Below are 25,678 nucleotides of genomic sequence, written 5' to 3' on the forward strand. Positions count from 1 at the left end.
TTTTCTACAATACGGGCAGGTGAGATACTAATTGAGTAAAAAGATTGTATTTGAAAATAAGAAACAGGTTGATACCCTGAGAGAAAAAATAGTGAGCACAACAAATGCCAAGTTAAAAATGTTATGGCAGAGCGGTGAGGGTATAGATTTTCTAAGGAACGTTAAATTTGAGCCATGTGGGTATGACCCATTATTTGAGCATGACACAAACTTTATAGAGCAAACCAATCAGACTTTTACTTATCTTGTCTGTCTTGTAGCCGTAGATATTCTTTTGTCAAAGTATCCATCACATAAGTTTACGGTGAGTTTTGGAACAGAATCCGGGTATGATGTGGTATCGGAGGATAGCAGTATTATCTGCGAATGTTTTGCAGTAACAGCACCGGACAGTAATGGTAAACTTGAAAAGGATACGAGGAAAGTATTTGAGAATACCGATGCCGATAATAAGTATGTGATTTTTTACTCTTCAAATCCAAAGCCAATTCACATTGAGAACATCAGAAAAAAGTATAGTGATGTTGAAATTATAGCATTACAAAAGATATAAATAGGGGCGATTAATTGGAGTATGTTGCAATGGGTGAATAAAATCGAGAATGGAAGAGTTTCAAAGGTCTAAAATGTTTGAGGACTTGTCAAAAGACTTTAACCTTTAAACTCATAGGATATTTTATTGCTTCAAATTTCTATATGTTTGTGCTATAGTATGGTTGGCGAAAAAATTTTCTAATTTCAGATTTTTACTATAAGGGGGTGTCTATAATGGCACTCTTCTTACGTATAAGCAAACACTAAAAACCGTATAAATACAAAGCAAAACAGAACCATGAGGTTGCTACCTAACATACTCATGATTGGACCGCCTGGAGTAGGTAAAACAATGCTTGCAAAGAGAATTCCGAGCATTTTACCTCCCCTGAATAAGGAGGAACGGTTGGAAGTGATGAAAATTCATAGCGTAGCGGGTATTTTGCCAGAGGACTGCATTTTAAAGGAGAGGCCTTTTCGTGCACCGCACCATACGATAACACCGGCTGCTTTAATTGGAGGCGGAAAAAGACCGAAGCCAGGAGAAATATCCCTTGCACACCGGGGGGTTCTTTTTTTAGATGAGTTTCCTGAATTCCATAGAAATGTTTTGGACTTGCTTAGACAACCGTTGGAAGATGAAGAAGTGCGTATTTCAAGAGTTGATGGCAATTTTACATTTCCCTCACAATTTATGCTGATAGCTGCTATGAACCCATGTCCGTGTGGGTATTTTGGGAGTGAAACACATAAATGCCGTTGCACGCCACAACAAATTCAATCGTATTTGTCACGAGTTTCGGGACCGCTTTTGGACCGTATGGACATGCAAATTGAATTGCTTCCTGTAAAAAAGGAAATTTATTTATCTGAAACGCCTGTATCAGAAAGCTCTGATAATATGAAAAAAGAAGTTTTAAGAGTACGAAAAATTCAGGCGGAGCGGTATCAAGATGAATCAATTTATTATAATTCTCAATTATCTTCCGATTTAATACGAAAATATTGCCATCTAAATTCAGATTCAAGAAAAATTTTGAATCGTGCATTAGCGAGATGGAATCTGAGTGGAAGAAGTTATTATAAAATAATTAAGGTGGCTCAAACAATTAGCGATTTTGATGAATCGCAGGAAATTGAAGGAATACATATCGCAGAGGCAATTCGTTATCATTGTATAGAAAAGTATTATGGTAAAGAATGAAAATGAGGTGTTCAATATTGGAACAATCTAATTTATTTATGGCTACAGTTTATGAAATATGGTTGGATCGCCTAAAAGGTATTCGACCTCTCGATAAGTTAAAATTAATAGAGAAATATAAAGACTGTACGTCTCTTTATGCATGTGCGGACAAAATTAAGCTTAATACAAATTTACAAGAGGCAGAGGCACAGATCGATTATATGAAGAAAAATAAAATCGGGTGTGTTTGTTATTCAGATAAAAATTACCCTCTTTTTCTTCGGGAGATGAATAATCCGCCGTGGATGCTATATTATAAAGGTAAAGCGAGTCTGTGGCATACACCATGCATTGCGATTGTAGGAGCAAGAAATGCATCTCAGTATGGAAAAATCGTATCCTTTCAGCTAGCAGAAAGAATGGCAAAGTGTAATGTAACGGTTGTAAGTGGATTAGCATATGGCGTTGATTCAGCAGCGCATCAGGGAGCATTAAAAAATGGAGGAAATACTATTGCAGTATTTGGATGTGGAGTTGATATCTGTTACCCTACATCTAACCGTGCTCTGATGAAAGAAATTGAAGAAAAAGGTTTGATTGTTTCTGAATTTCTTCCGGGAACGCCGCCAAGACCGTATCGTTTTCCTATGCGCAACCGCATTATCAGCGGATTATCTCAGGCAGTCGTTGTGACAGAGGCTGGCTTGTCAAGCGGTTCTTTGATTACAGCAGATTTTGCAGCAGAACAGGGAAGGGAAATTTTTTCAGTGCCGGGAAATATTACACAAATTAATAGTATTGGAACAAATAAATTAATTCAAGACGGGGCAATTCCTGTTGTCACAGTTATGGATATTGAAAAAAATTTAGGATTTACAGAAAAGCATGAAGAGAAAGTATGTGCTAAATCCATTGGAATTGAAGAGAAACAGCTTTATGATATCATTTTGTTAGAAGGAGAGACCACGATTGATTTCTTATGTAAGAAATTAAAAAAAACACCATCATATATCAATGGAATGGTGACTATTTTAGAGATAAAAGGTGTAATTGAAAGCAGTTTTGGAAAAATTTTTATTGCAAAGTAATGAAATTCGAAATATAATCAGTTTTTGTAACGAACAATCATTTTATATTATTATAATGTAGGAAAAATATTCTGCATGAGGAAGACTAGATTGGGAGGAAACGAATGAGCAAATCCTTAGTCATTGTAGAGTCACCGTCAAAGGCGAAGACGATCGGTAAATTTCTAGGAAGCAAATATAAGGTTATCGCATCTGTAGGGCATGTTCGAGATTTACCAAAAAGTAAATTGGGAATAAATATAGAAAATGGGTTTGAGCCGGAATATATTTCGATTCGGGGAAAAGGTGATGTCATTAAGGCATTAAAAAAGGAAGCTAAAGGAGTTGATAAAGTATATTTAGCAACTGACCCTGACCGCGAAGGTGAAGCAATTTCCTGGCATATTGCATATTTACTGGGTATTGATATTGAGAAACCATGCCGAATTGTATTTAATGAAATTACAAAAGGTGCAATACGGAACGCAGTAAAAAATCCAAGGCCGATAGATAAGAGACTTGTAGATGCACAACAGGCCAGACGTGTACTTGATCGCCTGGTTGGTTACAAGATCAGCCCTCTATTGTGGCGTAAGGTGCGTAGAGGATTAAGTGCAGGTCGTGTTCAATCGGCAGCATTGAAGATAATTTGCGATCGGGAAAAATCAATATTAGATTTTATCCCGAAAGAATATTGGATTATCAGTGCATTGCTGGGAAAATCAAAAAAAAGCACGAGTAAAAAACAATTTGTTGCAAAATTAATTGAACAAGATGGAAAAAAGATTACAGTAGAAAATGAGCAGCAAGCAAAGCAGATTCTATCAGAAATTGATAAGAGTCAGTTTATAGTAGATAAAATAGAGCGTAAAGAACGTATGAAACGTCCTATGCCTCCTTTTACAACAAGTAGCTTGCAGCAGGAAGCATCTACGAAATTAGGGTTTTACACAAAAAAAACAATGCTGATAGCGCAACAGCTCTATGAAGGTGTGGAATTAAAGGGGCAGGGAACGGTTGGTCTGGTTACTTACATCAGAACTGATTCTGTGCGTATTTCAAATGAAGCACAAGAGGCAGTCACTGCATTTATTACTGAAACGTATTCTAAGGAATACTTGGGCAATCATGTTTATTCAAATAAAAAGAAAGATGTTCAAGATGCGCACGAAGCCATTCGTCCAAGCAATGTAGAGTTAACACCGGACAGTATTAAAGATTCTTTATCAAAGGATCAATATAACCTTTATAAATTAATTTGGTCTCGCTTTGTAGCCAGCCGTATGAAGGCATCTGTATATGATGGAATCGCTGTAGAGATAAAGAATCATTCTTATACCTTTAAAGCAAATGGATCAAAGTTAAAATTTGATGGGTATTTAAAGATTTATAACAATAGAAATGAGGAAGATGAAGATAAGATGCTGCCGGATATGCAGGAAGGAGAGGTTTTAAACCTTGTTGATTTGTTGAGTGACCAGAACTTCACACAGCCTCCTTCTCGTTTTACAGAAGCCGGACTGGTAAAAGATTTAGAAGAAAAAGACATAGGGCGTCCAAGTACGTATGCTCCGATTATTGCGACATTGATAGAAAGAAAGTATGTCAATCGTGAAAAGAAGGTACTCAAGCCAACAGAATTGGGGTTTGTAGTTACTGATTTGATGAAAACATATTTTAAAGAAATTGTAGATGCTGGTTTTACAGCAGGCATGGAGGATCAGCTGGATGACATTGAAGTGAAAGATATACATTGGAAATCCGTTGTTGAAGGCTTTTATACAACTTTGGCAGAGGAACTTGAAGTTGCAGATGCTGCGATTGAAAAAGTTCAGATGGAAGATGAGCTAACGGATGAAGTTTGTGAACTTTGTGGAAAGCCAATGGCGATTAAACATGGACGCTTTGGAGAATTTTTAGCTTGCAGCGGGTATCCGGAGTGTAAAAACACGAAGCCGCGTGTGAAAAAAATTGATGTTGCTTGTCCAAAGTGTGGCAAGGACATCGTAGCAAGAAAAAGTAAGAATGGAAAACTGTTTTATGGGTGCAGTGGTTATCCAGAATGTAATCAATTATTTTGGAACAAGCCGATTAACCAAAAATGTCCAAAATGTGGTGCTCTTATGACAGAGAAGAAAACAAAAACAACGAAACTTATGTGTTCGAATCCAGAATGCGGGTATAAAGAATAAAAGAGGAGGTCAATTATGGGAGAATTTCATGCAACAACCATTGTAGCCGTACGAAGAAACGGGAAAGATATTTGTATTGGTGGCGATGGTCAGGTCACTATGGGCCAAACTGCGATTATGAAGAATAATGCTAAAAAAGTACGTAAGATTTATAAAAATACAGTAGTAACCGGATTTGCCGGTTCGGTATCAGATGCGTTTACCTTGACAGAAAAATTTGAAAAAAAATTAGAGGAACATTCCGGAAACTTAAAAAGAGCTGCTGTTGCTCTTGCACAGATGTGGAGATCCGATCGTGCAATGAGAAATTTAGAGGCACTCATGCTTGCTGCAGATGAAGAGAGTTTGCTTTTGATTTCTGGAAACGGAGAAGTAATTGAACCAGATGAAAACTTTGTGGCAATTGGTTCAGGCGGAAATTTTGCATACGCTGCGGCGAATGCTTTATATAATCATACTGACATGACAGCAGAAGAAGTTGTGAGGGAATCCTTACGCATTGCTTCTTCTATTTGTGTTTATACAAATGATCACATTTCCATAGAAAAGTTATAAGGTAAAGGAGAGAGTGAATATGAGTCAATTATACAGCATGACCCCAAAACAGATTGTACAAGAATTGGATAAATATATTATTGGTCAGGATGAGGCAAAGAAATCAGTTGCCTTAGCTTTGCGTAACCGTTATCGCAGAAGCTTGCTTCCTGATGAAATGCGTGAGGAGATTACGCCGAAAAATATTTTGATGATGGGTCCTACAGGTGTAGGTAAGACGGAAATCGCGAGGAGACTATCTAAACTGATGGATGCTCCTTTTGTAAAGGTAGAAGCAACAAAGTTCACAGAAGTAGGATATGTTGGGCGTGATGTCGATTCTATGGTGAGAGACTTAATGGAAGCATCCATTCGAATCACGAAGCAGAAGCGTCTTCAAGAAAAATATTCGATTGCAGATGAAATGGCAGAGGAAAAAATCATTGAAGCCATTATACCAGGCAAGAAAAAATCCCCTTCTGCATCTGGAGGGGTTCGTGGCCCGTTTGATTTTATTATGGGAGGATTTCAGCAGCCCCAGAGCAGCCAAAACACTCTTCCGCTTCAAGACAGTAAAGAACAAGAAGTGAGCGATGTAGAACTTGCAAGAGAACAAGTGCGTCAGCAGCTCAAGCAGGGACTTTTGGAAGAACAATTCATTGAAATCGAAGTTGCAGAATCTCAAAAAGGTATGAATCAGCTGGATTTGGGTAATGAAGGTGCTAGTATTACTATAGGGAATATCTTTGGAGATATGATGCCTAAAAAGAAGAAAAAGAAAAATGTTCGCGTGAAAGATGCGAGAAAAATTTTGAGAGAACAAGAAGCACAAAATTTAATTGACATGGATCAAGTAACGTCAGAAGCTTTAGAAAATGCGGAGCAAAACGGGATTATTTTTATTGATGAAATTGATAAGATTGCCTCTAGTTCCGGATATAAGTCAGGAGCAGACGTTTCAAGAGAAGGAGTCCAGAGAGATATCCTTCCAATTGTTGAAGGCAGTGTCGTTAATACAAAGTACGGTCCATTGAAAACAGATCATATCTTGTTTATCGGTGCAGGTGCATTTCACATTGCAAAACCGACCGATTTAATTCCGGAACTGCAAGGGAGGTTCCCAATTCGTGTAGAATTGGAAAACTTGACCAAAGAAGCCTTCGTGCAAATATTGACAGTGCCGGAGAATGCACTCTTAAAACAGCATAAAATGCTTTTGGAGACAGAAGGTATAAAAGTAAGCTTTAAGGAGGATGCGGTAGAGGAAATTGCAACCATCGCATACTTAACAAATGAGCAGACGGAAAATATCGGTGCAAGAAGACTTCACACAATAATGGAAAAATTGTTGGAAGATATATCCTTTAATATTCCAGATATGGAAGAGGAAGAAGTGATTATTGATGCCGCATATGTAAAGGAGAAATTTGCCGATAAAATTCATGAAGATGATATTGATCGCTATATTTTATAAAATATAGTTAAATTTCATGGATATAAAGATAGAATTTTTCGAATAATATAAAATAACATTTTACTTTATAAAAATTTCCCGTTATAATGTTTTCAATCCTATAATTTTAATAAGGATAAAGATAAGGATAAGACCCAAGAAAAAATGAACTAGAATGGAGGATGAATATGGGAAGAACTTTATTGGAAAAAATAAGAAAATTGAATTGGATGCTGCAAGAAAGTGTAGAAGGTGCCTTTTCATTTAATGAGCTGTGTGAAATACTAAGCGACCTTTTGGATGGAAATGTATATGTAGCCAGCCGAAAAGGAAAGGTGATTGGTGTACATTATAAAGATCATGTTGACAGTGCTATGATTATGGACGCTGCTACAGGGAGTGAAACATTTCCAAACGAATATAATGATGCACTGCTTTCCATCAATGAGACACGATGTAATTTAAAAGATGAAAAGGTTTTGGAAATTTTTAAGTATGATTATGATACAGCAGAAAAGCTGCACACAATCATTCCTATCTTTGGAGGAAAGAAAAGACAGGGTACTCTCATTGTAGCAAGATATGAACCGGAATTTACCGATGAAGATATTATTCTGGGTGAGTATGGAGCAACAGTTGTTGGCTTGGAAATCCAAAGAAGAAAAGCAATTGAAGCAGAGGAAGAAGAGCGAAAGAGAAGTGTGGTTCGCATGGCGATAGGAACTTTATCTTATTCCGAAGCAGAAGCAGTTCGCCAGATTTTTAAAGAATTGCAAGGCAATGAAGGATTACTGGTGGCAAGTAAAATTGCGGATCGCTCTGGCATTACACGTTCTGTTATCGTGAATGCTTTGCGCAAATTAGAGAGTGCTGGTGTGATAGAATCCAGATCATTGGGAATGAAGGGAACACATATTAAGATTATCAATAGTAAATTTAAAGAAGAGCTCGCTGTTTTGGACAATTAAAATAGAAAATGAGTGACAGAAAACCCTCAATCTGCATATTCTGATATGTGATTGGGGGTTTTTTTATGAGCAGTCATAAAAGGAAAAAACAAAATGGGCGTGGAAATACAAAAGGGTTTCTATGTTTGATTTTATGCTTCCTTTTTCTAATCTACAGCCTTTTTTTCTTAATCAAAGTAGTAAAACCTTCGATTACATCTGTATCTGAAATGAGAGTAAAAGCAATCGTAACCCAGACAATCAATGAAGCGATTCGTGAAAAATTTATTGAAGATATTAATGCAGGAAATTTAATTGAGACAGAACTTGATAAAGAAGGTAAGATCGCATTGGTGCAAGCAGATACAGTAGCTATGAACCGATTAGCTGCAGATATGACTGTCCGTATTCAGGAAAAACTAATGGATTTAAAAGATACAAAAGTAAAACTGCCGCTTGGAAGTTTAATGGGAAGCCAAATTCTTTCACAGGTGGGGCCAAAATTGAATTTAAGAATTCTCCCTATGGCTACGACTGAAGTAAGCTTTAAAACGGAATTTGAGAGCACAGGAATTAATCAAACGCGTCATCGAGTGTATTTAGAAGTAAATAGCAGTGCAAAAGTTCTGGTTCCGTTTTCCAGTAATAAAATGCAATTGAAAAATACGGTTTTAGTTGCAGAAACCATCATCGTAGGAGATGTACCGCAAAGTTACATATTTGTGCCGGAAAAGGGAATATTAGATGTCGTGAAATAGTTTTATTTTCATTTCAAGCCTTCTATGGTATACTACATTTGTAATTTGGGAGGGTATATGATTCGATTTAATGATAAAAATGAAATTATTCAGGAAGAAGCATATCGGGGCATCCTTGTGGGTGTTCAATTAAACAAAGATATTTCTTACTATATGAAAGAACTTTGGGGTCTTTCTGAGGCTGCTGGCATTGAAGTGATTGGAGAGATGGTTCAGAATTTAGAAAAACCAAATACGGTAAGCTATATTGGAAAAGGGAAAGTAGATGAGCTGCTTGAAATGTGTGAGAATATGCAGGCAGACGTTGTTGTCTTTAATGATGAACTTTCAGGAATTCAATTTCGAAATTTAGAAGAGCAGTTAGGGGTACGTGTAATTGACCGTACGGTTTTAATTTTGGATATCTTTGCGTCCAGAGCAACTTCCAGAGAAGGAAAGCTGCAAGTGGAACTTGCACAACTTCAATATCGGCTTCCCCGTTTAACCGGGTTTGGTAAATCCTTATCAAGGTTGGGAGGCGGAATTGGAACGAGAGGGCCCGGTGAAAAAAAGCTGGAGACAGACCGACGACATATCAACAAACGTATGGATGATATTAAACGTGAAATTCAAGAAGTAAAGAATACGAGAAATACGCAGCGTGCGAAACGGGAACGGACGGAAATACCAGTTGTTGCCTTAGTAGGCTATACCAATTCCGGAAAATCTGCATTGATGAATCGTTTGCTTTCACAGAGTAAAAAAGAGGACAAGACTGTTTTTGAAAAAAATATGCTCTTTGCAACTTTGGATACTTCACAACGCAGTATACAGCTGGAATCCAATCAACAATTTATTTTGGTTGATACAGTAGGATTTGTAAGCAAACTTCCTCATACATTGGTAAATGCATTTAAAGCTACATTGGAGGAAGTAAATTATGCGGACTTATTGCTGCATATAGTAGATAGCAGTTATGAAGACAATGATTTTCATGTAGATGTTACCAACCACGTTTTAAAAGAAATTGGAGCGGGGAATAAAGAAAAACTTCTTGTTTATAATAAGATTGATTTGGTTGAAAATCGTTTGCAGCTGCCTCTCGTCGGTGAACAAGCAGTTTATATTTCTGCAAAGACCGGAGAGGGAATGGACGAGCTGATTCAACAGATTAAAGGCCGTATCTTTTCGGATCGACGTCTTGTCAAACTTCAAATTCCATATGACAGAGGGGATCTTTCCTCTTATTTATGTGAAAAGGTTAAGCCGCAAAAAATGGAATATAAGGAAGATGGAACTTACTTTGAAGCAGAATTATCTTTAGAAGATCAGAACCGTTTTCGTGATTATCAGATAGAGGCGGAGTAAGTGAGATGATTCGGTATAAAACAGTAATGAAAGAAGCAATTATAGAGCAAGTAATTGAAAAATCAAGATTCATAGCACACGTTAAACCAGTAGAATCAAAAGCAGAAGCAGAGGATTATTTTTCGCAGGTTCGAGCAAAACATCGAAATGCAACCCACAACGTGCCGGCTTTTGTCATCGGTGAAAAATTAGAGTTGCAATGGGCCAGCGATGATGGAGAGCCGCAGGGTACATCGGGAGCGCCTATGGTACAGATGCTTGTAAAAGAAGGTATAAGCAATGTAGCTGTCATTGTAACCCGATATTTTGGAGGAGTAAAGCTTGGGACTGGAGGGTTGGTACGTGCCTATACAAGCAGTGCAAAACTTGGCTTAGAAGCAGCGATTTTATGTGACGTAAAGGAGCAGATGCTTCTACGTGTCAAAATTGCTTATACGCATTATGACAGATTGCAAAATTTATCAGTCGCAGAAGGTTTCTTTTTAAAAGATGCGGATTATACAGATGCGGTTACGGTCAGTTTGACAACGGATCCTTTGCATGCAGAGGAAATAAAAAAACAATTGTCGAATTTAACAGGAGGAACCGCTGAAATATTGGAAGAAGCGTTGCAATTAGTCAAAGTTCATTCGTGAAAAAACACCAGCTATAGTGTTGAAAACAGGTAAAAGGACTAAATGTGCGTAAAAAATACTAAAAAATAGAAATTATACGTTGACAAGGATGTGAGCTTATGCTAAGATAAATATCGGCTCACAAAGAAGCAGTAAATTTTCCAAGGTAGCTCAATGGTGGAGCACTCGGCTGTTAACCGATAGGCTGTGGGTTCGAGCCCCACCCTTGGAGCCAGTTTTAAAAGAAACGATTTTCACTGAAAAATGACTTTTAAAAAAAAGAAAAAAAGTACTTGACTTCGATGAACAAGCTGTGTATAATAAGTAAATGTGTCAGATAGTTAAAAATGAGAATTGCCGGGGGCGCTTAGCTCAGCTGGGAGAGCATCTGCCTTACAAGCAGAGGGTCATAGGTTCGAGCCCTATAGCGCCCACCACATTGGCCTGGTAGTTCAGTTGGTTAGAATGCCAGCCTGTCACGCTGGAGGTCGTCGGTTCGAGCCCGATCCAGGTCGCCATTTTTAACTCTACATATGCTGGCGTGGCTCAACGGTAGAGCAGCTGATTTGTAATCAGCAGGTTGGGAGTTCGATTCTCTTCGCCAGCTCCATTAAAAACATAATATATTTTGGAGGGATTCCCGAGAGGCCAAAGGGGGCGGACTGTAAATCCGTTAGCTGAGCTTTCGATGGTTCGAATCCATCTCCCTCCACCAAGTATGCGGAAGTGGCTCAGGGGTAGAGCATCGCCTTGCCAAGGCGAGGGTCGCGAGTTCGAATCTCGTCTTCCGCTCCAAGTATGCGGATGTAGTTCAATGGTAGAACTTCAGCCTTCCAAGCTGATAGTGTGAGTTCGATTCTCATCATCCGCTCCAAATTCGCGTAAGAAATTCTTACGTGGGCTCATAGCTCAGTTGGATAGAGCAACGGCCTTCTAAGCCGTGTGTCTGGGGTTCGAATCCCTATGGGCTCACCAATTTTTTCTAGAGAATGGGGTATAGCCAAGCCGGTAAGGCAACGGACTTTGACTCCGTCATTCGTAGGTTCGAGTCCTGCTACCCCAGCCATATGACCCATTAGCTCAGTTGGCAGAGCACTTGACTTTTAATCAAGGTGTCCCGCGTTCGAATCGCGGATGGGTCACCAATTTAAAAAAAGGACGCAGAACTCAAATGGAGAGGTGTCCGAGCGGTTTAAGGAGCTGGTCTTGAAAACCAGTGACTCCGAAAGGGGCCGTGGGTTCGAATCCCACCCTCTCCGCCAGATAACTCTGATTTCTAATGAATGATGGAGAAGTACTCAAGTAGGCTGAAGAGGACGGTTTGCTAAACCGTTAGACCGGGCAACTGGTGCATGGGTTCGAATCCCATCTTCTCCGCCACATTTTATGTGTGTGTAGGATTATAGGGGCATAGCTCAGTTGGTAGAGCAGTGGTCTCCAAAACCACGTGCCGTGGGTTCAAGTCCTACTGCCCCTGCCAAATAATTTGATATTACATATCGGGGTGTAGCGCAGCTTGGTAGCGCAACTGGTTTGGGACCAGTGGGCCGCGGGTTCAAATCCTGCCACCCCGACCATCAAAAATGTAAGGGCCATTAGCTCAGTTGGTCAGAGCATCCGGCTCATAACCGGCAGGTCCGGGGTTCAAGTCCCTGATGGCCCACCATTTAGTTTTGCAGCATATGCCCAGATAGCTCAGTAGGTAGAGCAGGGGACTGAAAATCCCCGTGTCCTTGGTTCGATTCCGAGTCTGGGCACCATTAATCTTTTAAAAGTAGTCACTTGCCGACATTGCGTCCGAGGGGCTATTTTTTTTCTTAGAAAAGAGGAATACAGATGGCACAGCTTTATTATCGCTATAGTACGATGAATGCAGGAAAATCTATCGAGTTGATTAAGGTTGCGTACAATTACGAAGAACGAGGCAAACGTGTTCTTGTTTTGACTTCCGGTGTAGATGATCGCTACGAGGTTGGAACAGTAGCTTCTCGTATTGGGATTACACGGGATGCTGTTATCGTGAATGATGACACTAATATTTTAAAATTATTTATGGAAGCCGACGGACAGAACAAAATTGACTGTGTTTTAATTGATGAATGTCAGTTTTTAAAAAAGCATCATGTGCAGGAGCTGGTTGAAATTGTAGATAGCTTTGATACACCGGTACTGGCATATGGTTTGAAAAATGACTTTAAGAATGAACTTTTTGAAGGTTCCTATTATATGCTTGTTTATGCCGATAAAATTGAAGAGATCAAGACCATTTGCTGGTGCGGCAGAAAAGCAACGATGGTGGCACGAATTGTCGATGGGAAATTTGTAAAGACAGGGGACCAAATTGTAATAGGAGGCAATGACATGTACGTCTCTCTATGCAGGAAGCATTATAATGACGGTCGTTTAAATGAAGATAAATAGATAAAAAAATGCTTTTTATATCAAAAAAGCATTTTTTTATGTTTGAAGTCTCAGTATTTTTTTTCTAAGTGTTTGGATGATATATTTTAAGCAGATTTTGAATAAAATAAAAGGAAGGTCTATTTTGTGTAATATTTTCCTTGAAAGGAATTTCTTCGTTTGAATTCTTTTTGAACACCGTTTAAAATAGAACGTTTATCTATACTCCAAAGAGGTGCGAGCAACTCGTTTTGGGGAGCGTCTCCTGTGATACGATGGACGGTAATATCCTGAGGGAGCTTCTCTAAAGCATCTACAACGAAATGGATATATTCCTCTTTTTCAAAGGTTTTAAATTCGTTTGGATATAGTGTTGCAAGTTCTGTATTTTTTATAACATGTAGAAGATGAAGTTTTACCCCAAATGGGTGCAGCTTGGCGATATAGTCTACGGATGCAAGCATGTCTTTTTTTGTTTCCCAAGGCAATCCGAAGATCAAATGTACAATTGCTTTGATCTGTCTCTTTTTTAACTGATTCATTGCCTCATTAAAATCAGAAAGCGAGTATGCACAATTCAGGCGTTCCCTTGTGGCATCGTGAATTGTCTGCAAACCTAGTTCAATCCAAAGATAAGTTTTTCGATTAAATTCTTCTAATAGGTCCAAAACTTCTTCAGATAGACAGTCGGGTCTTGTTGCAATTGAGAGCCCGATTACATTGGGATAAGAAAGTGCTTCTTCATAGAAGGTTCGGAGCTGTTCTACAGGAGCATAAGTATTGGTATGACTTTGAAAATAAGCAATATACTTTCCTGTCGGCCATTTTGAAGACAATAGCTGAATTTGATCGGGAATTGTACTTGCATAGTGGCCGGAACCGTCGTCCGAGCAAAAAATACAGCCTCCAACGCTTTTTGATCCGTCTCTGTTCGGGCAGGTAAAACCGGCATCTAAGCTTAATTTCATAATTCGGCAGCCAAATTCTTTTTTTAAATGGGTTGCTATTGTATTAAAATGATTACTCCCAAAAATATTTTTCAAATAAAACACCTCAGTTCAAAGGACTGTGCAGATTTTTACTACAAAATTTGCGCCTAGTATGACTTCATGATATAATAACTTGTTACAATAGTGCTATTTATTAGTGTATCCCAATTCTCTTTAATTTGAAAGAGTGAGAGGAAAAAAAGAGAGAATTCACATGAAAAAAGAAAAATTATTGCTACACAGCTGCTGTGGTCCTTGCAGTACTGCTGTGATAGAACAATTAATGGAAGAATATGACGTTACGTTATTCTTTTATAACCCCAATATAACGGATGCTGAGGAATATGAAAAACGAAAAGAAGCACAATTGCATTTTTTGCATCAGTATAATGAACAGCAAGACAAAGAAGGGCAGGTGCACTTTTTGGAAGGCTCTTATGAACCAGATGTTTTTTATCAGATGGTAAAAGGATTTGAGAGAGAGCCGGAGGGAGGAGAACGCTGTACGCAGTGTTTTCGCCTCAGATTGGAAAAGAGTGCGAATATGGCAAAAATATTGGGGATAAACCAATTTACAACAACACTCTCTGTAAGCCCGCATAAAAATTATGCATTAATTTGTAGTCTCGCAGAAGAGCTGGAGGAGAAGTGCGGGTGCAGATTTTTGGCAAGGGATTTTAAGAAAAAAGCAGGATTTCAGAAGTCGGTTAAACTTTCAAAGGAATATGGATTGTACCGGCAGAATTACTGCGGCTGTGAATTTTCTAAATGGGAATAGCGCTGTTTAATCAGGAGAAGCTATAAAAATGAATAAGAACTAAGAGAAGGAGTATAAAGATGAGTGGAGAATTGATCATACCAAAGCAGTACAAACCAATCATTGGATTGATGGAGAGTCAGATTGCAATAAAGAAAATCAAAGATTTTTTTCAGCAGGAATTAGCCTGCGGCTTGAATCTGCAGCGTGTAACCGCACCGCTTTTTGTTGCTCCGGAGAGTGGTTTAAACGATAATTTAAATGGAGTTGAACGTACCGTATCCTTCACTTTAAAGGATATGGACGAAAAAAATGTTGAGATTGTACAATCTTTGGCGAAATGGAAGCGCATGGCATTAGGAAAATATGGTGTCGAACCAGGAAAAGGTCTATATACCGATATGAATGCTATTCGTCGAGATGAGGAATTTGATAACCTACATTCCGTCTATGTAGATCAATGGGACTGGGAAAAAGTAATCCGAAAGGAAGACCGTACCGAAGAGTACCTAAAAAAGACAGTGACGACGCTTTACAATGCAATAAAAAATCTCGGTGATTATGTAAATCGCGAGTATCCTATGATTCGCACACAGCTTCCAAATGAGATTTTCTTTATTACAACGCAGGAATTGGAAGATCGTTATCCAGATAAGACACCGAAAGAGAGAGAAAATGCAATTGCCGAGGAAAAGCGTGCAGTTTTTATTATGAAAATCGGCGGGGCCTTAAGATCAGGGCAGAGACATGACGGAAGGGCACCGGATTATGATGACTGGGAGTTGAACGGAGATATTATCCTTTGGAACGATATTTTAGGTGTTGCATTTGAAATTTCTTCTATGGGTATACGTGTTGATGAAATGGCAATGGAGAAGCAGCTGGAATTAGCAAATGCTACAGACAGAAAAACATTAGAATTCCATAAAGCAATTCTAAATAAAGAATTACCGTATACTATTGGCGGAGGAATCGGACAGTCACGTCTGTGCATGTATTTTCTAAGAAGAGCGCACATTGGAGAGGTGCAAGTATCCGTATGGCCTGAGGAAATGATTGAGGCATGTAAAAACAATCACATTTTCTTGCTGTAGGAGAGGAAGAAAGAATTTTCATGAAATATGTAAATGTAGCCATAGACAATAATACAGATCACACGGATGTCTTATATACGTATGGAACCGAATTAGAAGAGATTCAAATAGGTGATAAGGTAAAGGTCCCTTTTGCAAGAGGAAACCGTGTGAAAGATGGCTATGTATTTGAAATAATGGATGACCTATCCGAAAAAATAAAGGGATTAAAAATGGTGGTTTCAAGAGATGAAGAAATTTCTCTAAGTAAGGAAGCGATCAGTACCTGCATTTGGATGAGGAAGCGGTACTTATGCCGTTATATTGATGCGGTTAAATGCTTTACTCCAGCAGGAAGTTCTTCCAAAAGAGGGAAAAAGAGAAATCCTTTTTCGGATTATAAAAGAGAACCAAATGAAGCAAAACAGCTGACTTTTGAGCAAAAGAAAGCGATGGACAGAATACAGGTGTCAATGAATCAGGATCAGCATGAGGTATTCTTGATACACGGTGTTACCAGCAGCGGAAAGACGGAGCTTTACATGCAGGCCATCGAAGCTTGTTTAAAAAGTGGGAAAACGGCTATTATGTTAGTACCGGAAATATCGCTTACGATACAAACCATTGAACGGTTTATAAATCGATTTGGAAATGAACAGGTAGCAGTATTACATAGCAAATTATCTTTAGGGGAACGCTATGATGAATGGATGCGTGTGAAAAACGGAGATGTGAAGATTGTGATTGGTGCGAGATCCGGTATTTTTGCTCCGCTAGATCACATTGGAATCATCATTTTGGATGAAGAACATGAGAGCACTTATAAATCAGATATGTCGCCCAAATATGATACCTTTGAAGTGGCAGTAAAGCGGGCAATGTTAAACCAAAGTGTTGTTTTACTTGGGAGTGCGACACCGTCCATACAGTCTTTTTATCGTGCACAGGAAGAAAAGATACAATTAATACGTTTGACGGAGCGGTATAATAAGATGCCACTGCCCCATGTTGAGATTGTAGATATGAGAGAAGAACTGAAAAATGGGAATAAGAGTATCTTTAGCATCACGCTTTATCAAGAAATCAGGAAATGCTTAGAACAAAAAAAACAGGTTATTTTATTTTTAAATCGACGTGGCTATTCTACCTTTATCTCCTGCCGCAACTGTGGTTTTGTATTGGAATGTCCGGACTGTGGCATTTCTATGACCTACCATAAAGAAAGTGATGAAGCCTGTTGTCATTTTTGCGGTACAAAAAGTCCGGTGCCAACGATTTGTCCGAGCTGTTCGAGCAGCTATATTAAATATTTTGGCATGGGTACAGAAAAAGTGGAAGAGAAGGCAGGGGAAATATTTGAAGGAGCTAATATTGCCCGTTTGGATTTAGATACAGTCAAGAAAAAAGGCAGCATCGAGCGTGTATTAAAGAGCTTTCATAAAGGAAAAATTGATATTTTAATTGGAACACAGCTAGTTGCAAAAGGTTTGGATTTTGCAAATGTCGGCCTTGTAGGAATTATTTCCGCAGACGTGTCACTGAATATACCGGATTATCGGTCTTCGGAGCGAACCTTTCAGTTAATTACGCAGGCAGCGGGAAGAACAGGCAGAGGAGATTTCCCGGGAAAAGTAATCATTCAATCTTATACCCCGCAGCATTATGCGATTGAAGCCGCTTCACATCATGATTATGAAGGATTCTATCAGCAAGAATTGATTTTGAGAAAGCAAATTGGATATCCTCCCTTTTGTGATTTTTTTCAGTTGCTGATCTCTTCTGAAAATGATCAAGAAGCGAAGAAAATGGCGGAATCGATTGGGACTTATTTAAAAGAAAAAGATAGGATGGAAGCGATTTCTATTTTCGGACCTCAACCGGCACCGATTCATCGAATGAGTGATCGGTATCGGTATCAAATATTGATAAAAGCAGGATTAGGAACCCGAAAACAATATGCGAGAGAAATTGCAGAATTAAAGCAAACTTTTTTTGTAAAGAAAAAAACAAAATGTTTGTTATCCGTAGACATTAATCCATATAGTTTTTTATAGACAAGTAAGAAAAAAGGAGAATCAGAAAATGGCTTTAAGAAATGTAGTCTGTCGAGGCGATGAAATTCTGGGGAAAAAGGCGAGAGAAGTAAAAGAAATCAATGAGCGTATTTTAGAGACGCTGGATGATATGCTTGAAACCATGCGTGAAAGCAATGGTATTGGCATTGCCGCACCGCAGGTAGGCATTTTAAAGCAGATGTTTATTGTAGAAGTTGACGGAACTTTTATCGAATTGATTAATCCGCAGATTTTAGAGATGGATGGAAAACAGATCGATGAGGAAGGTTGTTTGAGTGTGCCTGGCGTAATCGGGAAGGTCGAACGTCCGAAACACGTAAAAATTACCGGTTTAAACCGTGAAGGAAAAACCGTGGTTTATGATGAAACCGATTTGGTTGCAAGGGCACTTTGTCATGAATACGATCATTTACAGGGGATTTTATTTGTAGATAAGGCTTTTGATGTTCGAGAGATAGAATTGGATGTGGAAGAGTAACATGAAGATCATATATATGGGAACTCCAGATTTTGCAGTGCCGGCGTTAAAAGCACTATGTGAACATGGATATCATGTACCACTTGTTGTCACACAGCCAGATAAAGCAAAAGATCGAGGAAAAAAAATACACATAACACCAGTAAAAGAAGAAGCACAAAAAAGAGAAATCACTGTGCTACAGCCGGATAAGGTGAAGAAAAATGATGATTTTTTAAATCGTATGAAAGAAGAGAATCCAGACTTGATTGTAGTAGCAGCATATGGCAAAATCTTACCAAAGGCGATTTTAGAAATTCCGAGATTCGGGTGCATCAACATTCATGCTTCTCTTCTTCCAAAATATCGTGGAGCAGCTCCGATTCATCGTGCGATTATAGATGGCGAAGAGAAAACCGGTGTTACTTTGATGTATATGGCCGAAGGAATGGATACCGGAGATATGATTGCAAAAACGGAAACTGATATTTTAAAGAAAAATGTAGCACAGCTGCATGAAGAGCTGGCACAGTTAGGTGCAGATCTTTTAATTCAGGAACTTCCTGCCATTTTTAAAGGGAAAAATCAAAGAATAAAACAGGATGAAAAGCAAGCTACCTATGCACCGATGGTCTTTAAGTCAGAAGGTTTTTTAGATTTTAAAAAGGAACCCATTGTTTTGGAACGATTGATACGTGGCTTTAATTCATGGCCGGGTGCACATACGATTTATAAAGGAAATTCAGTAAAGATATGGGAAGCTGAGGCTCTTGAGCAGTCTTCGGTGCTTCCTCACGGGACAATTATAAACGTGGATAAAAATGGAATGGATGTCGCTGCCGGCGGAAAAACACTTCGTATTACGAAGCTTCAATTTCCCGGGAAACGGGCAATGAAAATTGAAGATTATATTAAGGGGAATAAAATTGAAGTTCATCAGATATTAGGGTAGAATATGTGTTACAAAAAAGATTGACAAAAAGAGAAGATAGGAGAAATGAGGGATAAAGATGTATTGGTTAGATAGTTCAATCATTTATTTGATTCCAGCAATGTTATTTGCGATGTATGCGCAGGCTAAAGTGAGTTCTGCTTATTCACAATATGCAAAGGTTCGAAACAGAAAGGGGATTACCGGGGCACAGGCTGCTCGGATTCTATTAGATCAGAATGGGCTGTCAGATGTTCAAATCGAAATGGTTCAAGGCCGACTATCCGACCATTATGATCCAAGAAAGAGAGTTATGCGGCTTTCACCTGCGGTTTATAATGAAGCATCCATTGCTTCAGTCAGCATCGCTGCCCACGAAACGGGACATGCAATTCAACATGGACATGGTTATGTACCTCTGAGTATACGAAATACAATTGCGCCAGCTGTTTCACTTGTATCGAATTTAGCATGGCCGCTTTTGTTGATTGGCCTTTTTATGGGAAATTCACCGCAGGGGAGCTTGCTATTTAATTTAGGAATTATATTTTTCTGCGGAGCAGTCGTGTTTCAGGCGATTACATTGCCGGTTGAATTCAATGCGAGCCATCGTGCCATTGTGCAGATGCAGGAAAAAAATATTGTTTATCCGGAGGAAACCGGAGGGGCAAAGAAAGTGCTTTCTGCGGCGGCTTTGACGTATGTTGCGGCATTGGCGGTTTCTGTTGCCAATTTGCTTCGAATCCTTGCCATTAGGGGGCGCGACTAGAGTGGATGATAATCGAAAAACCGCCTTTTTGGCTTTGCTTGAGGTAGAGGAAAAAAGTGCCTATTCTAATTTAGTACTGAACCGTTACATTAAGCAATTTAAACCGGATTCTCCTTCATTGGTACGGGAGATCGTGTATGGTGTAATTGAAAATAAATATTATTTGGATTATATTCTTTCTCATTTTATAACAAAAATGGGAAAAGTTAAAAAAAGCGACTTACTTCTTCTTCGCATGGGTGTGTATCAGCTTTGTTTCATGAATGCAATACCTCCATATGCAGCAGTCAATGAATCTGTTTTATTGGCAAAAAAGTATTGTAGAGGAAGAGATGGCTTTATCAATGCAGTTCTTCGAAGATATCAGCGTGAAAAAGATAAAATTTCGTTAGAAAACCTACAGGGGAATTCTGTAGGGTATTTGTCTGTAAAATATTCTTATGAACCATGGATGATTGAGCAATGGATAAAAGAGTATGGATTTGAATTTACAGAAGCTTTGCTTGTAGCAGGCAATCAGACTCCGCCGCTTACTCTTCGTGTTAATTCTTTAAAAAATACGGTAGAGGAAGCTCTCAATTCGATACAGAGTGCGGGTTTTAAAGCTTCTAAGGGAATGCAAAGCTCACAGGCAGTTTATGTAAAAGGAAGCGGAATCTTAGAATCTCCATTGTATCAAAAAGGACTTTTTTCCGTTCAGGACGAAAGTTCCATGCGTGCAGTGGAAACCTTAGATCCAAAACCAGGACAGATTGTGGTGGATGTATGTGCAGCTCCAGGCGGAAAAACTTCATATATAGCAGAAAAAATGGAAAACCAGGGACATATTTTTGCTTGTGATGTTTATTTAAAAAAGCTTGAATTAATTCAAAAAGAAGCAGAGCGTTTGGGAGTCTCTATTGTGGAGACACAACTGTGGGATGCGACAAAACAAAATCTGCAATTGTATGATGTGGCGGATCGTGTACTGGTGGATGCCCCTTGTTCTGGGTTGGGAGTGGTGCGTCGAAAGCCGGAAATTAAGTATAAAAAATTAGATTCTGAATTGAAATTACTACCGGAAAAGCAACTTCAAATTTTATCAAATGCCTCCAATTATTTAAAAGCAGGGGGTGTATTAGTATATAGTACCTGTACAATATCCGTCGATGAAAATCAAAAGGTAAGTAAGACTTTTCTTTTAGAACATCCAAATTATGAGTTAGTAAAAGAAGAGCAGCTTTTTCCGCATAAATCGGGAACAGACGGATTTTATATTTGTAAGATGTGTCGTCGTTTCTAATCGAGTTACATACATTCAAAAGGGTAGAAGGTAGAGGATCAATTTATGCTGAGAGTTGGATTTAAAACGGATCGAGGTCGGCAAAGGAGCAACAATGAAGATGCCTTTTTCATAATGCCTGCGCAAAGAGTTTATATCGTTGCCGACGGGGTTGGAGGGCATAATTCAGGGGAAATTGCAAGCCGCTTTGTCGTGCAGCAGATTGCGGAATATGTAGCAAAAAATCACATTCCTGCAACAAATGGAGAAGAAGAGTTAAAGCAATATTTGCTGAAATGCCTGCGTCAGGTAAATCGGCAGCTTTATGAAATGGCTAAGGAAAGTCAAAAAAACGTCGGGATGGCAACTACTTTGGCCTTGGTATATATGAATGATATGAAAGCCTATATTGTAAATGTGGGTGATAGCAGGGTTTACCTGATTCGAGATAAATTAATTCGTCAGATAACCGAGGATCATACGTATGTGAATCAATTGTTAAAAAGTGGTGCGATCACAAAAGAAGAAGCAGACTGCCATCCAAAGCGTAATATGATTACACGTGCGATTGGTGCGGAATATGATCTCTCACCTGATTTTTATCAGTTTAAGGTTTATGAAGGCGATTTGATTCTAATGTGTACGGATGGTCTTTACGGAGAGCTGTCTGAAGAAAAAATCAATGCGATGGCACAAGGAAAAAGGTCGATGCATCGCTTAGCGAATGATTATGTAAAAGAGGCGAATGAACGGGGGGGGAAAGATAACATAACCGTCGTTTGCATTATGATATAATTGTGATAGAAAGAAAATTACTATTGAAAGATGGAGGGGCGGTACATGAGTAGCAGAATACTTGCCGGGAGATATGAATTGATAGAAAAAATCGGTGAAGGCGGAATGGCCGTTGTCTATAAGGCAAGATGCCGGTTATTAAATCGTTTTGTAGCCATTAAAATTTTAAAACCCGAATTTACGAAAGATGTAAAATTTATTGAGAGCTTCCGCAGAGAGTCACAAGCAGCAGCAAGTTTAGTTCATCCAAATATCGTTAATGTTTACGATGTAGGTAAAGAGGGAAATATTCATTATATTGTTATGGAACTGATTGAAGGCAGAGTATTAAGCGATTTGATTAAAACTGAGGGTCCGATAGAAATTAGAAAAGCAGTATCAATTACAAAACAGATTGCATCAGCTCTTAGCTTGGCGCATAAAAGTAACTTGATACATAGGGATGTAAAACCGCATAATATTCTAATCAATCAGGACGGTGTTGCTAAAATCACCGATTTTGGAATTGCTAAGGCTGTAAGCAGCGGTACGATTGTTGGAAAGCAGACGGAGACGATCATGGGGTCGGTTCACTATTTTTCTCCCGAGCAGGCAAGAGGTGGTTACATTGACGAAAAGTCAGACATCTATTCTTTAGGCATTGTTCTTTATGAAATGGTTACAGGGAAAGTACCGTTTGACGGAGAAAATCCGGTCGCAGTTGCGGTGATGCATATTAATGATGAAATGGTTCCTCCGTCAGAACTGGTTTCGGATATTCCGGCAGATTTGGAAGAAATTATTTTAAAGGCTACGAATAAGTATCAGGTAAATCGGTATAAGTCGGCAGAAGATATGCTGACCGCTTTAAATTTAATTAACTATAATTCAATTGGAAAGTCGGCAGCACATTCAAAGGGAAAGGCTAAAGAATCAACGATTGTAATGCCTCCTATAAAAAATGCGGGCTTATTAAAGGAAAATCAATTGAATAATGATGCAATGGGAGAAAAGGATGAAGAGAAAATGGCGAAAGAAAAAGGAAAGAAAAAAAAGTTTAAATTAAATAAAGTAAAGTTTGCAGCAATCGTGATTGCATTGTTTTGCGCGATTCCCATCAGTGGATTTCTAGTGAATGGGATACGGTCGATGCTGGAGCCAGATGAGGTGGTTGTTCCGGATTTAAAGGGCTATACATTTGAAGAAGCAGAAAAAAAATTGGAAGAATTAAAGCTGGTTTTGGAAAAAGGAAATGAAGTCTATAGTTCTGATTATGATGAAGGTTGTATCGTTTCTCAGAGCCCAGAAGAAGATATGAAGATAAAAGAAGGAGCGAAAGTGCAGGTAAATATCAGCAAGGGGATGCAGTCCGGTACCGTTCCGAATTTAGTTGGAAAAACACTTTCTGAAGCAGAATTTGTTTTAGAAACGTATGGCTATGAAAAGGGATCAGTAAAAGAAGATTACAGTGATTATGCGAAAGGTGTTGTGTTTGAGCAATCTCCGGAGTCGGGTTCAGAAGCGGATTCGGGTACAAAGGTTAGTTTTAAAGTCAGCTTAGGCAGCAAAACTGAGGAAGTAGAGATGCCTAACTTAAAGGGTCTGGATTTTGATCGTGCAAAAGACCAGTTAACAAAATATAAGTTATCATTAGGAAATCCTTCTTATGACTCAAGTTCTTCCTTTGCAAAAAATCAAGTTATTTCCCAGAGTATAGACGCTGGAAAAATGGTAGAAGAGGGGACTTCTGTTGATCTAGTCATCAGCTCAGGAGAAGAAGAAGCCAGCGGCAAGCAGGGAACGGTAGACTTAACGATTTCGTACAGCAATGCAAAAAATGAGCTTTTATGGTTAACGGTTATTGTATCTGACGAAAATGGAGTGAGTACACCGATCAGCAGAGAACAGCGAAATAGAAGTGACGGTTCCAGCATTGTTTCTGTTTCCGGTGAAGGAAAGGGAACGATTACTGTTATGTTTGACAACGAGGTTGAACAGAGGCTTAACGTAGACTTTGCAACTGGAGATCTGAGCTGATGGAGGGTATCATTGTAAAGGGAATCGCAGGTTTTTACTATGTAAGATGTGAAACGAGTTTATACGAATGCAAAGCACGTGGAATTTTTCGAAAAGATAGAATGGTTCCGCATGTTGGAGATCATGTATCTATAGAAGTTTTGGAAAAAGACAAGGGAATCATTACTGAAATCTGTCCAAGAAAAAATAAATTTGTTCGTCCGCCGATTGCAAATGTAGACTGCTTTATCATTGTTTGTGCGGCAGCAAAACCGAAGCCGAATTTAATGATTATAGATCAATTTTTAGTTATGGCAGAAGAAAAGCGTACAGATGTATTATTGTGCATTAACAAAGCGGATTTGGTTACCGATGAAGAGCTTTTTACTTTGTGTGAGATTTATAAGGATATTTATCCCGTATGCTGTGTCAGTGGTAAAAACGGAGTTGGGATTACAGATTTAAAAAGTAAAATGAATGGAAAAACGTGTGCGCTGGCGGGACCTTCCGGAGTGGGAAAATCGACTTTGCTGAACTGTTTAAGACAGGATTATACGATGGAAACAGGTGCAATCAGTGATAAGACTCATCGTGGAAAACATACAACACGCCATGCAGAGCTTTTTGAGATGGAATTTGGAGGCAGTGTTTTTGATACACCTGGCTTTACTTCATTTGATGTTTTGGATTCGGATGAAGAAGAGTTGGCGTTTTTGTTTCCAGAAATGATTCCCTATCAGGGGATGTGCAAATATGATAATTGCCGCCATTTAAAGGAACCGAATTGTGCAGTAACTCAAGCGGTGGCAGAAGGAAGAATTAAAGAATCAAGATATCAGTCGTATATGGCTATGATGAAAGCCATACAAGAAAAAAGGAGATTTTAAATGAACCGATTAGCACCATCCATTCTTTCAGCAGATTTTTCAAAATTAGGAGAAGAAGTAGCAGAAATTGAAAAAGCAGGAGCACATGTTATTCATGTAGACGTTATGGACGGGCATTTTGTACCGAATATTTCTTATGGCGCGACTGTTATGAAAAGTTTGATTGGAAAGACAAAAATGCCGTTTGATGTACATTTGATGATTGAAAATCCTGAAAAATACATCGAGGACTTTGTGACTGAGAATACAGAGATTATTACAGTGCATGCAGAAGCCTGCGTTCACTTACACCGTACGATCCAGTTGATTCATTCTTTTGGGGTCAAGGCGGGTGTTGCCTTAAATCCAGCGACACTGCCTGACGTTCTGGATTATGTCTTAGAAGAAATCGATCTGGCACTGGTAATGTCAGTCAATCCGGGTTTTGGAGGTCAGAAATTTATCCCTTCGGCACTGCACAAAGTAAAAGCACTTCAAAACCAAAAAGAGCTCCGCAACCAAGAGCTTATTATTGAGATTGACGGAGGTATTACTTTAGATAATATTAAAATGGTGACGGATGCGGGTGCCGAACTTGTAGTGGCTGGTTCCTCCGTTTTTGGAGTTGAAGACAGACTGTGCAGAGTGCAGCAATTTTTAAATATAATGAAATAAATA

23 protein-coding genes and 16 tRNA genes are annotated in these 25,678 nt (G+C 38.9%); 38 read left to right on the forward strand and 1 reads right to left on the reverse strand.

All coding sequences use genetic code 11. The features are described from left to right. Positions 1–31: 31 nt before the first annotated feature. The 27 genes from U5921_RS12005 to U5921_RS12135 all read left to right on the forward strand — a co-directional run bounded on the left by U5921_RS12005 (position 32) and on the right by U5921_RS12135 (position 13,053). Complete coding sequence (locus U5921_RS12005; RefSeq protein ID WP_324823679.1) at positions 32–553, forward strand: hypothetical protein; 522 nt, start codon at positions 32–34, stop codon at positions 551–553. A gap of 279 nt (positions 554–832) precedes the next feature. Beyond that, positions 833–1,738 carry a YifB family Mg chelatase-like AAA ATPase gene (locus U5921_RS12010; RefSeq protein ID WP_324823681.1) on the forward strand — a complete coding sequence of 302 codons (906 nt, stop codon included), beginning with the start codon at positions 833–835 and terminating at the stop codon, positions 1,736–1,738. Positions 1,739–1,755: 17 nt separating this feature from the next. Then, entirely contained in the window at positions 1,756–2,808 is a 1,053-nt protein-coding gene (gene dprA / locus U5921_RS12015) for a DNA-processing protein DprA (protein ID WP_324823683.1), read from the forward strand. A 104-nt stretch (positions 2,809–2,912) separates the two neighbouring features. Next, positions 2,913–4,979 carry a type I DNA topoisomerase gene (gene topA, locus U5921_RS12020; protein ID WP_324823685.1) on the forward strand — a complete coding sequence of 689 codons (2,067 nt, stop codon included), beginning with the start codon at positions 2,913–2,915 and terminating at the stop codon, positions 4,977–4,979. A 15-nt stretch (positions 4,980–4,994) separates the two neighbouring features. Continuing rightward, positions 4,995–5,534 carry an ATP-dependent protease subunit HslV gene (hslV, locus tag U5921_RS12025; protein ID WP_324823687.1) on the forward strand — a complete coding sequence of 180 codons (540 nt, stop codon included), beginning with the start codon at positions 4,995–4,997 and terminating at the stop codon, positions 5,532–5,534. 19 nt (positions 5,535–5,553) lie between these two features. Continuing rightward, on the forward strand, positions 5,554–6,987 hold the full coding sequence (gene hslU / locus U5921_RS12030) for an ATP-dependent protease ATPase subunit HslU (RefSeq protein WP_324823689.1): 1,434 nt from the start codon (positions 5,554–5,556) through the stop codon (positions 6,985–6,987). A 167-nt stretch (positions 6,988–7,154) separates the two neighbouring features. Next, entirely contained in the window at positions 7,155–7,934 is a 780-nt protein-coding gene (codY, locus tag U5921_RS12035; protein WP_324823691.1) for a GTP-sensing pleiotropic transcriptional regulator CodY, read from the forward strand. A 65-nt stretch (positions 7,935–7,999) separates the two neighbouring features. Further along, positions 8,000–8,671, forward strand: a complete 672-nt coding sequence (yunB, locus tag U5921_RS12040) for a sporulation protein YunB (RefSeq protein WP_324823693.1) — start codon at positions 8,000–8,002, stop codon at positions 8,669–8,671. 57 nt (positions 8,672–8,728) lie between these two features. Next, the gene (hflX, locus tag U5921_RS12045; RefSeq protein ID WP_324823695.1) at positions 8,729–10,018 is read left to right on the forward strand and encodes a GTPase HflX; all 1,290 of its coding nucleotides are present in this window, start codon (positions 8,729–8,731) and stop codon (positions 10,016–10,018) included. A 5-nt stretch (positions 10,019–10,023) separates the two neighbouring features. Then, positions 10,024–10,653, forward strand: a complete 630-nt coding sequence (locus tag U5921_RS12050) for a YigZ family protein (RefSeq protein WP_324823697.1) — start codon at positions 10,024–10,026, stop codon at positions 10,651–10,653. 139 nt (positions 10,654–10,792) lie between these two features. Beyond that, positions 10,793–10,867: transfer RNA gene (locus U5921_RS12055), tRNA-Asn, on the forward strand. Positions 10,868–10,993: 126 nt separating this feature from the next. Next, positions 10,994–11,069 (forward strand) — tRNA-Val (locus U5921_RS12060). 4 nt (positions 11,070–11,073) lie between these two features. Continuing rightward, positions 11,074–11,150: transfer RNA gene (locus U5921_RS12065), tRNA-Asp, on the forward strand. 17 nt (positions 11,151–11,167) lie between these two features. Beyond that, positions 11,168–11,242, forward strand: a tRNA-Thr gene (locus U5921_RS12070). A 20-nt stretch (positions 11,243–11,262) separates the two neighbouring features. Beyond that, positions 11,263–11,347 (forward strand) — tRNA-Tyr (locus U5921_RS12075). 5 nt (positions 11,348–11,352) lie between these two features. After that, positions 11,353–11,427, forward strand: a tRNA-Gly gene (locus U5921_RS12080). Between the two features lie 5 nt (positions 11,428–11,432). Then, positions 11,433–11,506 (forward strand) — tRNA-Gly (locus U5921_RS12085). Positions 11,507–11,530: 24 nt separating this feature from the next. Further along, positions 11,531–11,607, forward strand: a tRNA-Arg gene (locus U5921_RS12090). A 15-nt stretch (positions 11,608–11,622) separates the two neighbouring features. Next, positions 11,623–11,698 (forward strand) — tRNA-Gln (locus tag U5921_RS12095). Between the two features lie 3 nt (positions 11,699–11,701). Continuing rightward, a tRNA-Lys gene (locus U5921_RS12100) sits at positions 11,702–11,777 on the forward strand. Between the two features lie 28 nt (positions 11,778–11,805). Next, a tRNA-Ser gene (locus U5921_RS12105) sits at positions 11,806–11,894 on the forward strand. 26 nt (positions 11,895–11,920) lie between these two features. Beyond that, positions 11,921–12,012 (forward strand) — tRNA-Ser (locus tag U5921_RS12110). Between the two features lie 24 nt (positions 12,013–12,036). After that, positions 12,037–12,112, forward strand: a tRNA-Trp gene (locus U5921_RS12115). Between the two features lie 20 nt (positions 12,113–12,132). Next, a tRNA-Pro gene (locus U5921_RS12120) sits at positions 12,133–12,209 on the forward strand. Between the two features lie 12 nt (positions 12,210–12,221). Continuing rightward, positions 12,222–12,298 (forward strand) — tRNA-Ile (locus tag U5921_RS12125). Between the two features lie 18 nt (positions 12,299–12,316). Then, positions 12,317–12,392, forward strand: a tRNA-Phe gene (locus tag U5921_RS12130). 76 nt (positions 12,393–12,468) lie between these two features. Then, a complete protein-coding gene (locus U5921_RS12135) occupies positions 12,469–13,053 on the forward strand; it encodes a thymidine kinase (protein ID WP_324823699.1) in 585 nt (194 codons plus the stop codon). Positions 13,054–13,172: 119 nt separating this feature from the next. Here U5921_RS12135 and U5921_RS12140 read toward each other — a convergent pair whose 3' ends face one another. Next, a complete protein-coding gene (locus tag U5921_RS12140; RefSeq protein WP_324823702.1) occupies positions 13,173–14,075 on the reverse strand; it encodes a TIGR01212 family radical SAM protein in 903 nt (300 codons plus the stop codon). A gap of 160 nt (positions 14,076–14,235) precedes the next feature. Between U5921_RS12140 and U5921_RS12145 the strand changes: the two genes are divergently transcribed. Genes U5921_RS12145 through rpe form a run of 11 tightly spaced genes read left to right on the forward strand, consistent with a single transcriptional unit; the run spans position 14,236 to position 25,675 of the window. Continuing rightward, a complete protein-coding gene (locus U5921_RS12145; protein WP_324823704.1) occupies positions 14,236–14,799 on the forward strand; it encodes an epoxyqueuosine reductase QueH in 564 nt (187 codons plus the stop codon). Between the two features lie 59 nt (positions 14,800–14,858). After that, positions 14,859–15,872 (forward strand): aspartate--ammonia ligase, encoded by a 1,014-nt coding sequence (asnA, locus tag U5921_RS12150; protein ID WP_324823705.1) that lies wholly within the window; start codon positions 14,859–14,861, stop codon positions 15,870–15,872. Positions 15,873–15,892: 20 nt separating this feature from the next. After that, a complete protein-coding gene (gene priA / locus U5921_RS12155) occupies positions 15,893–17,905 on the forward strand; it encodes a replication restart helicase PriA (RefSeq protein ID WP_324823707.1) in 2,013 nt (670 codons plus the stop codon). 28 nt (positions 17,906–17,933) lie between these two features. Further along, positions 17,934–18,404 (forward strand): peptide deformylase, encoded by a 471-nt coding sequence (gene def / locus U5921_RS12160; RefSeq protein WP_324823709.1) that lies wholly within the window; start codon positions 17,934–17,936, stop codon positions 18,402–18,404. Between the two features lies 1 nt (position 18,405). Beyond that, entirely contained in the window at positions 18,406–19,335 is a 930-nt protein-coding gene (gene fmt / locus U5921_RS12165; protein ID WP_324823711.1) for a methionyl-tRNA formyltransferase, read from the forward strand. Positions 19,336–19,393: 58 nt separating this feature from the next. Continuing rightward, a complete protein-coding gene (locus tag U5921_RS12170) occupies positions 19,394–20,083 on the forward strand; it encodes a zinc metallopeptidase (RefSeq protein ID WP_324823713.1) in 690 nt (229 codons plus the stop codon). Position 20,084: 1 nt separating this feature from the next. Continuing rightward, entirely contained in the window at positions 20,085–21,365 is a 1,281-nt protein-coding gene (gene rsmB, locus U5921_RS12175; RefSeq protein WP_324823715.1) for a 16S rRNA (cytosine(967)-C(5))-methyltransferase RsmB, read from the forward strand. A 45-nt stretch (positions 21,366–21,410) separates the two neighbouring features. After that, on the forward strand, positions 21,411–22,139 hold the full coding sequence (locus U5921_RS12180) for a Stp1/IreP family PP2C-type Ser/Thr phosphatase (RefSeq protein WP_324823716.1): 729 nt from the start codon (positions 21,411–21,413) through the stop codon (positions 22,137–22,139). Between the two features lie 45 nt (positions 22,140–22,184). After that, positions 22,185–24,155 (forward strand): Stk1 family PASTA domain-containing Ser/Thr kinase, encoded by a 1,971-nt coding sequence (gene pknB / locus U5921_RS12185; RefSeq protein WP_324823718.1) that lies wholly within the window; start codon positions 22,185–22,187, stop codon positions 24,153–24,155. Next, positions 24,155–25,021: a ribosome small subunit-dependent GTPase A gene (gene rsgA / locus U5921_RS12190; RefSeq protein WP_324823720.1), complete on the forward strand. Its 867-nt coding sequence runs from the start codon at positions 24,155–24,157 to the stop codon at positions 25,019–25,021. Before pknB ends, rsgA begins: the two co-directional genes overlap by 1 nt. Next, the gene (gene rpe / locus U5921_RS12195) at positions 25,022–25,675 is read left to right on the forward strand and encodes a ribulose-phosphate 3-epimerase (protein ID WP_324823723.1); all 654 of its coding nucleotides are present in this window, start codon (positions 25,022–25,024) and stop codon (positions 25,673–25,675) included. Positions 25,676–25,678 lie beyond the last annotated feature (3 nt).

The organism is Sinanaerobacter sp. ZZT-01 (assembly GCF_035621135.1).
In the GTDB taxonomy this organism is placed as follows: Bacteria; Bacillota; Clostridia; order Peptostreptococcales; family Anaerovoracaceae; genus IOR16.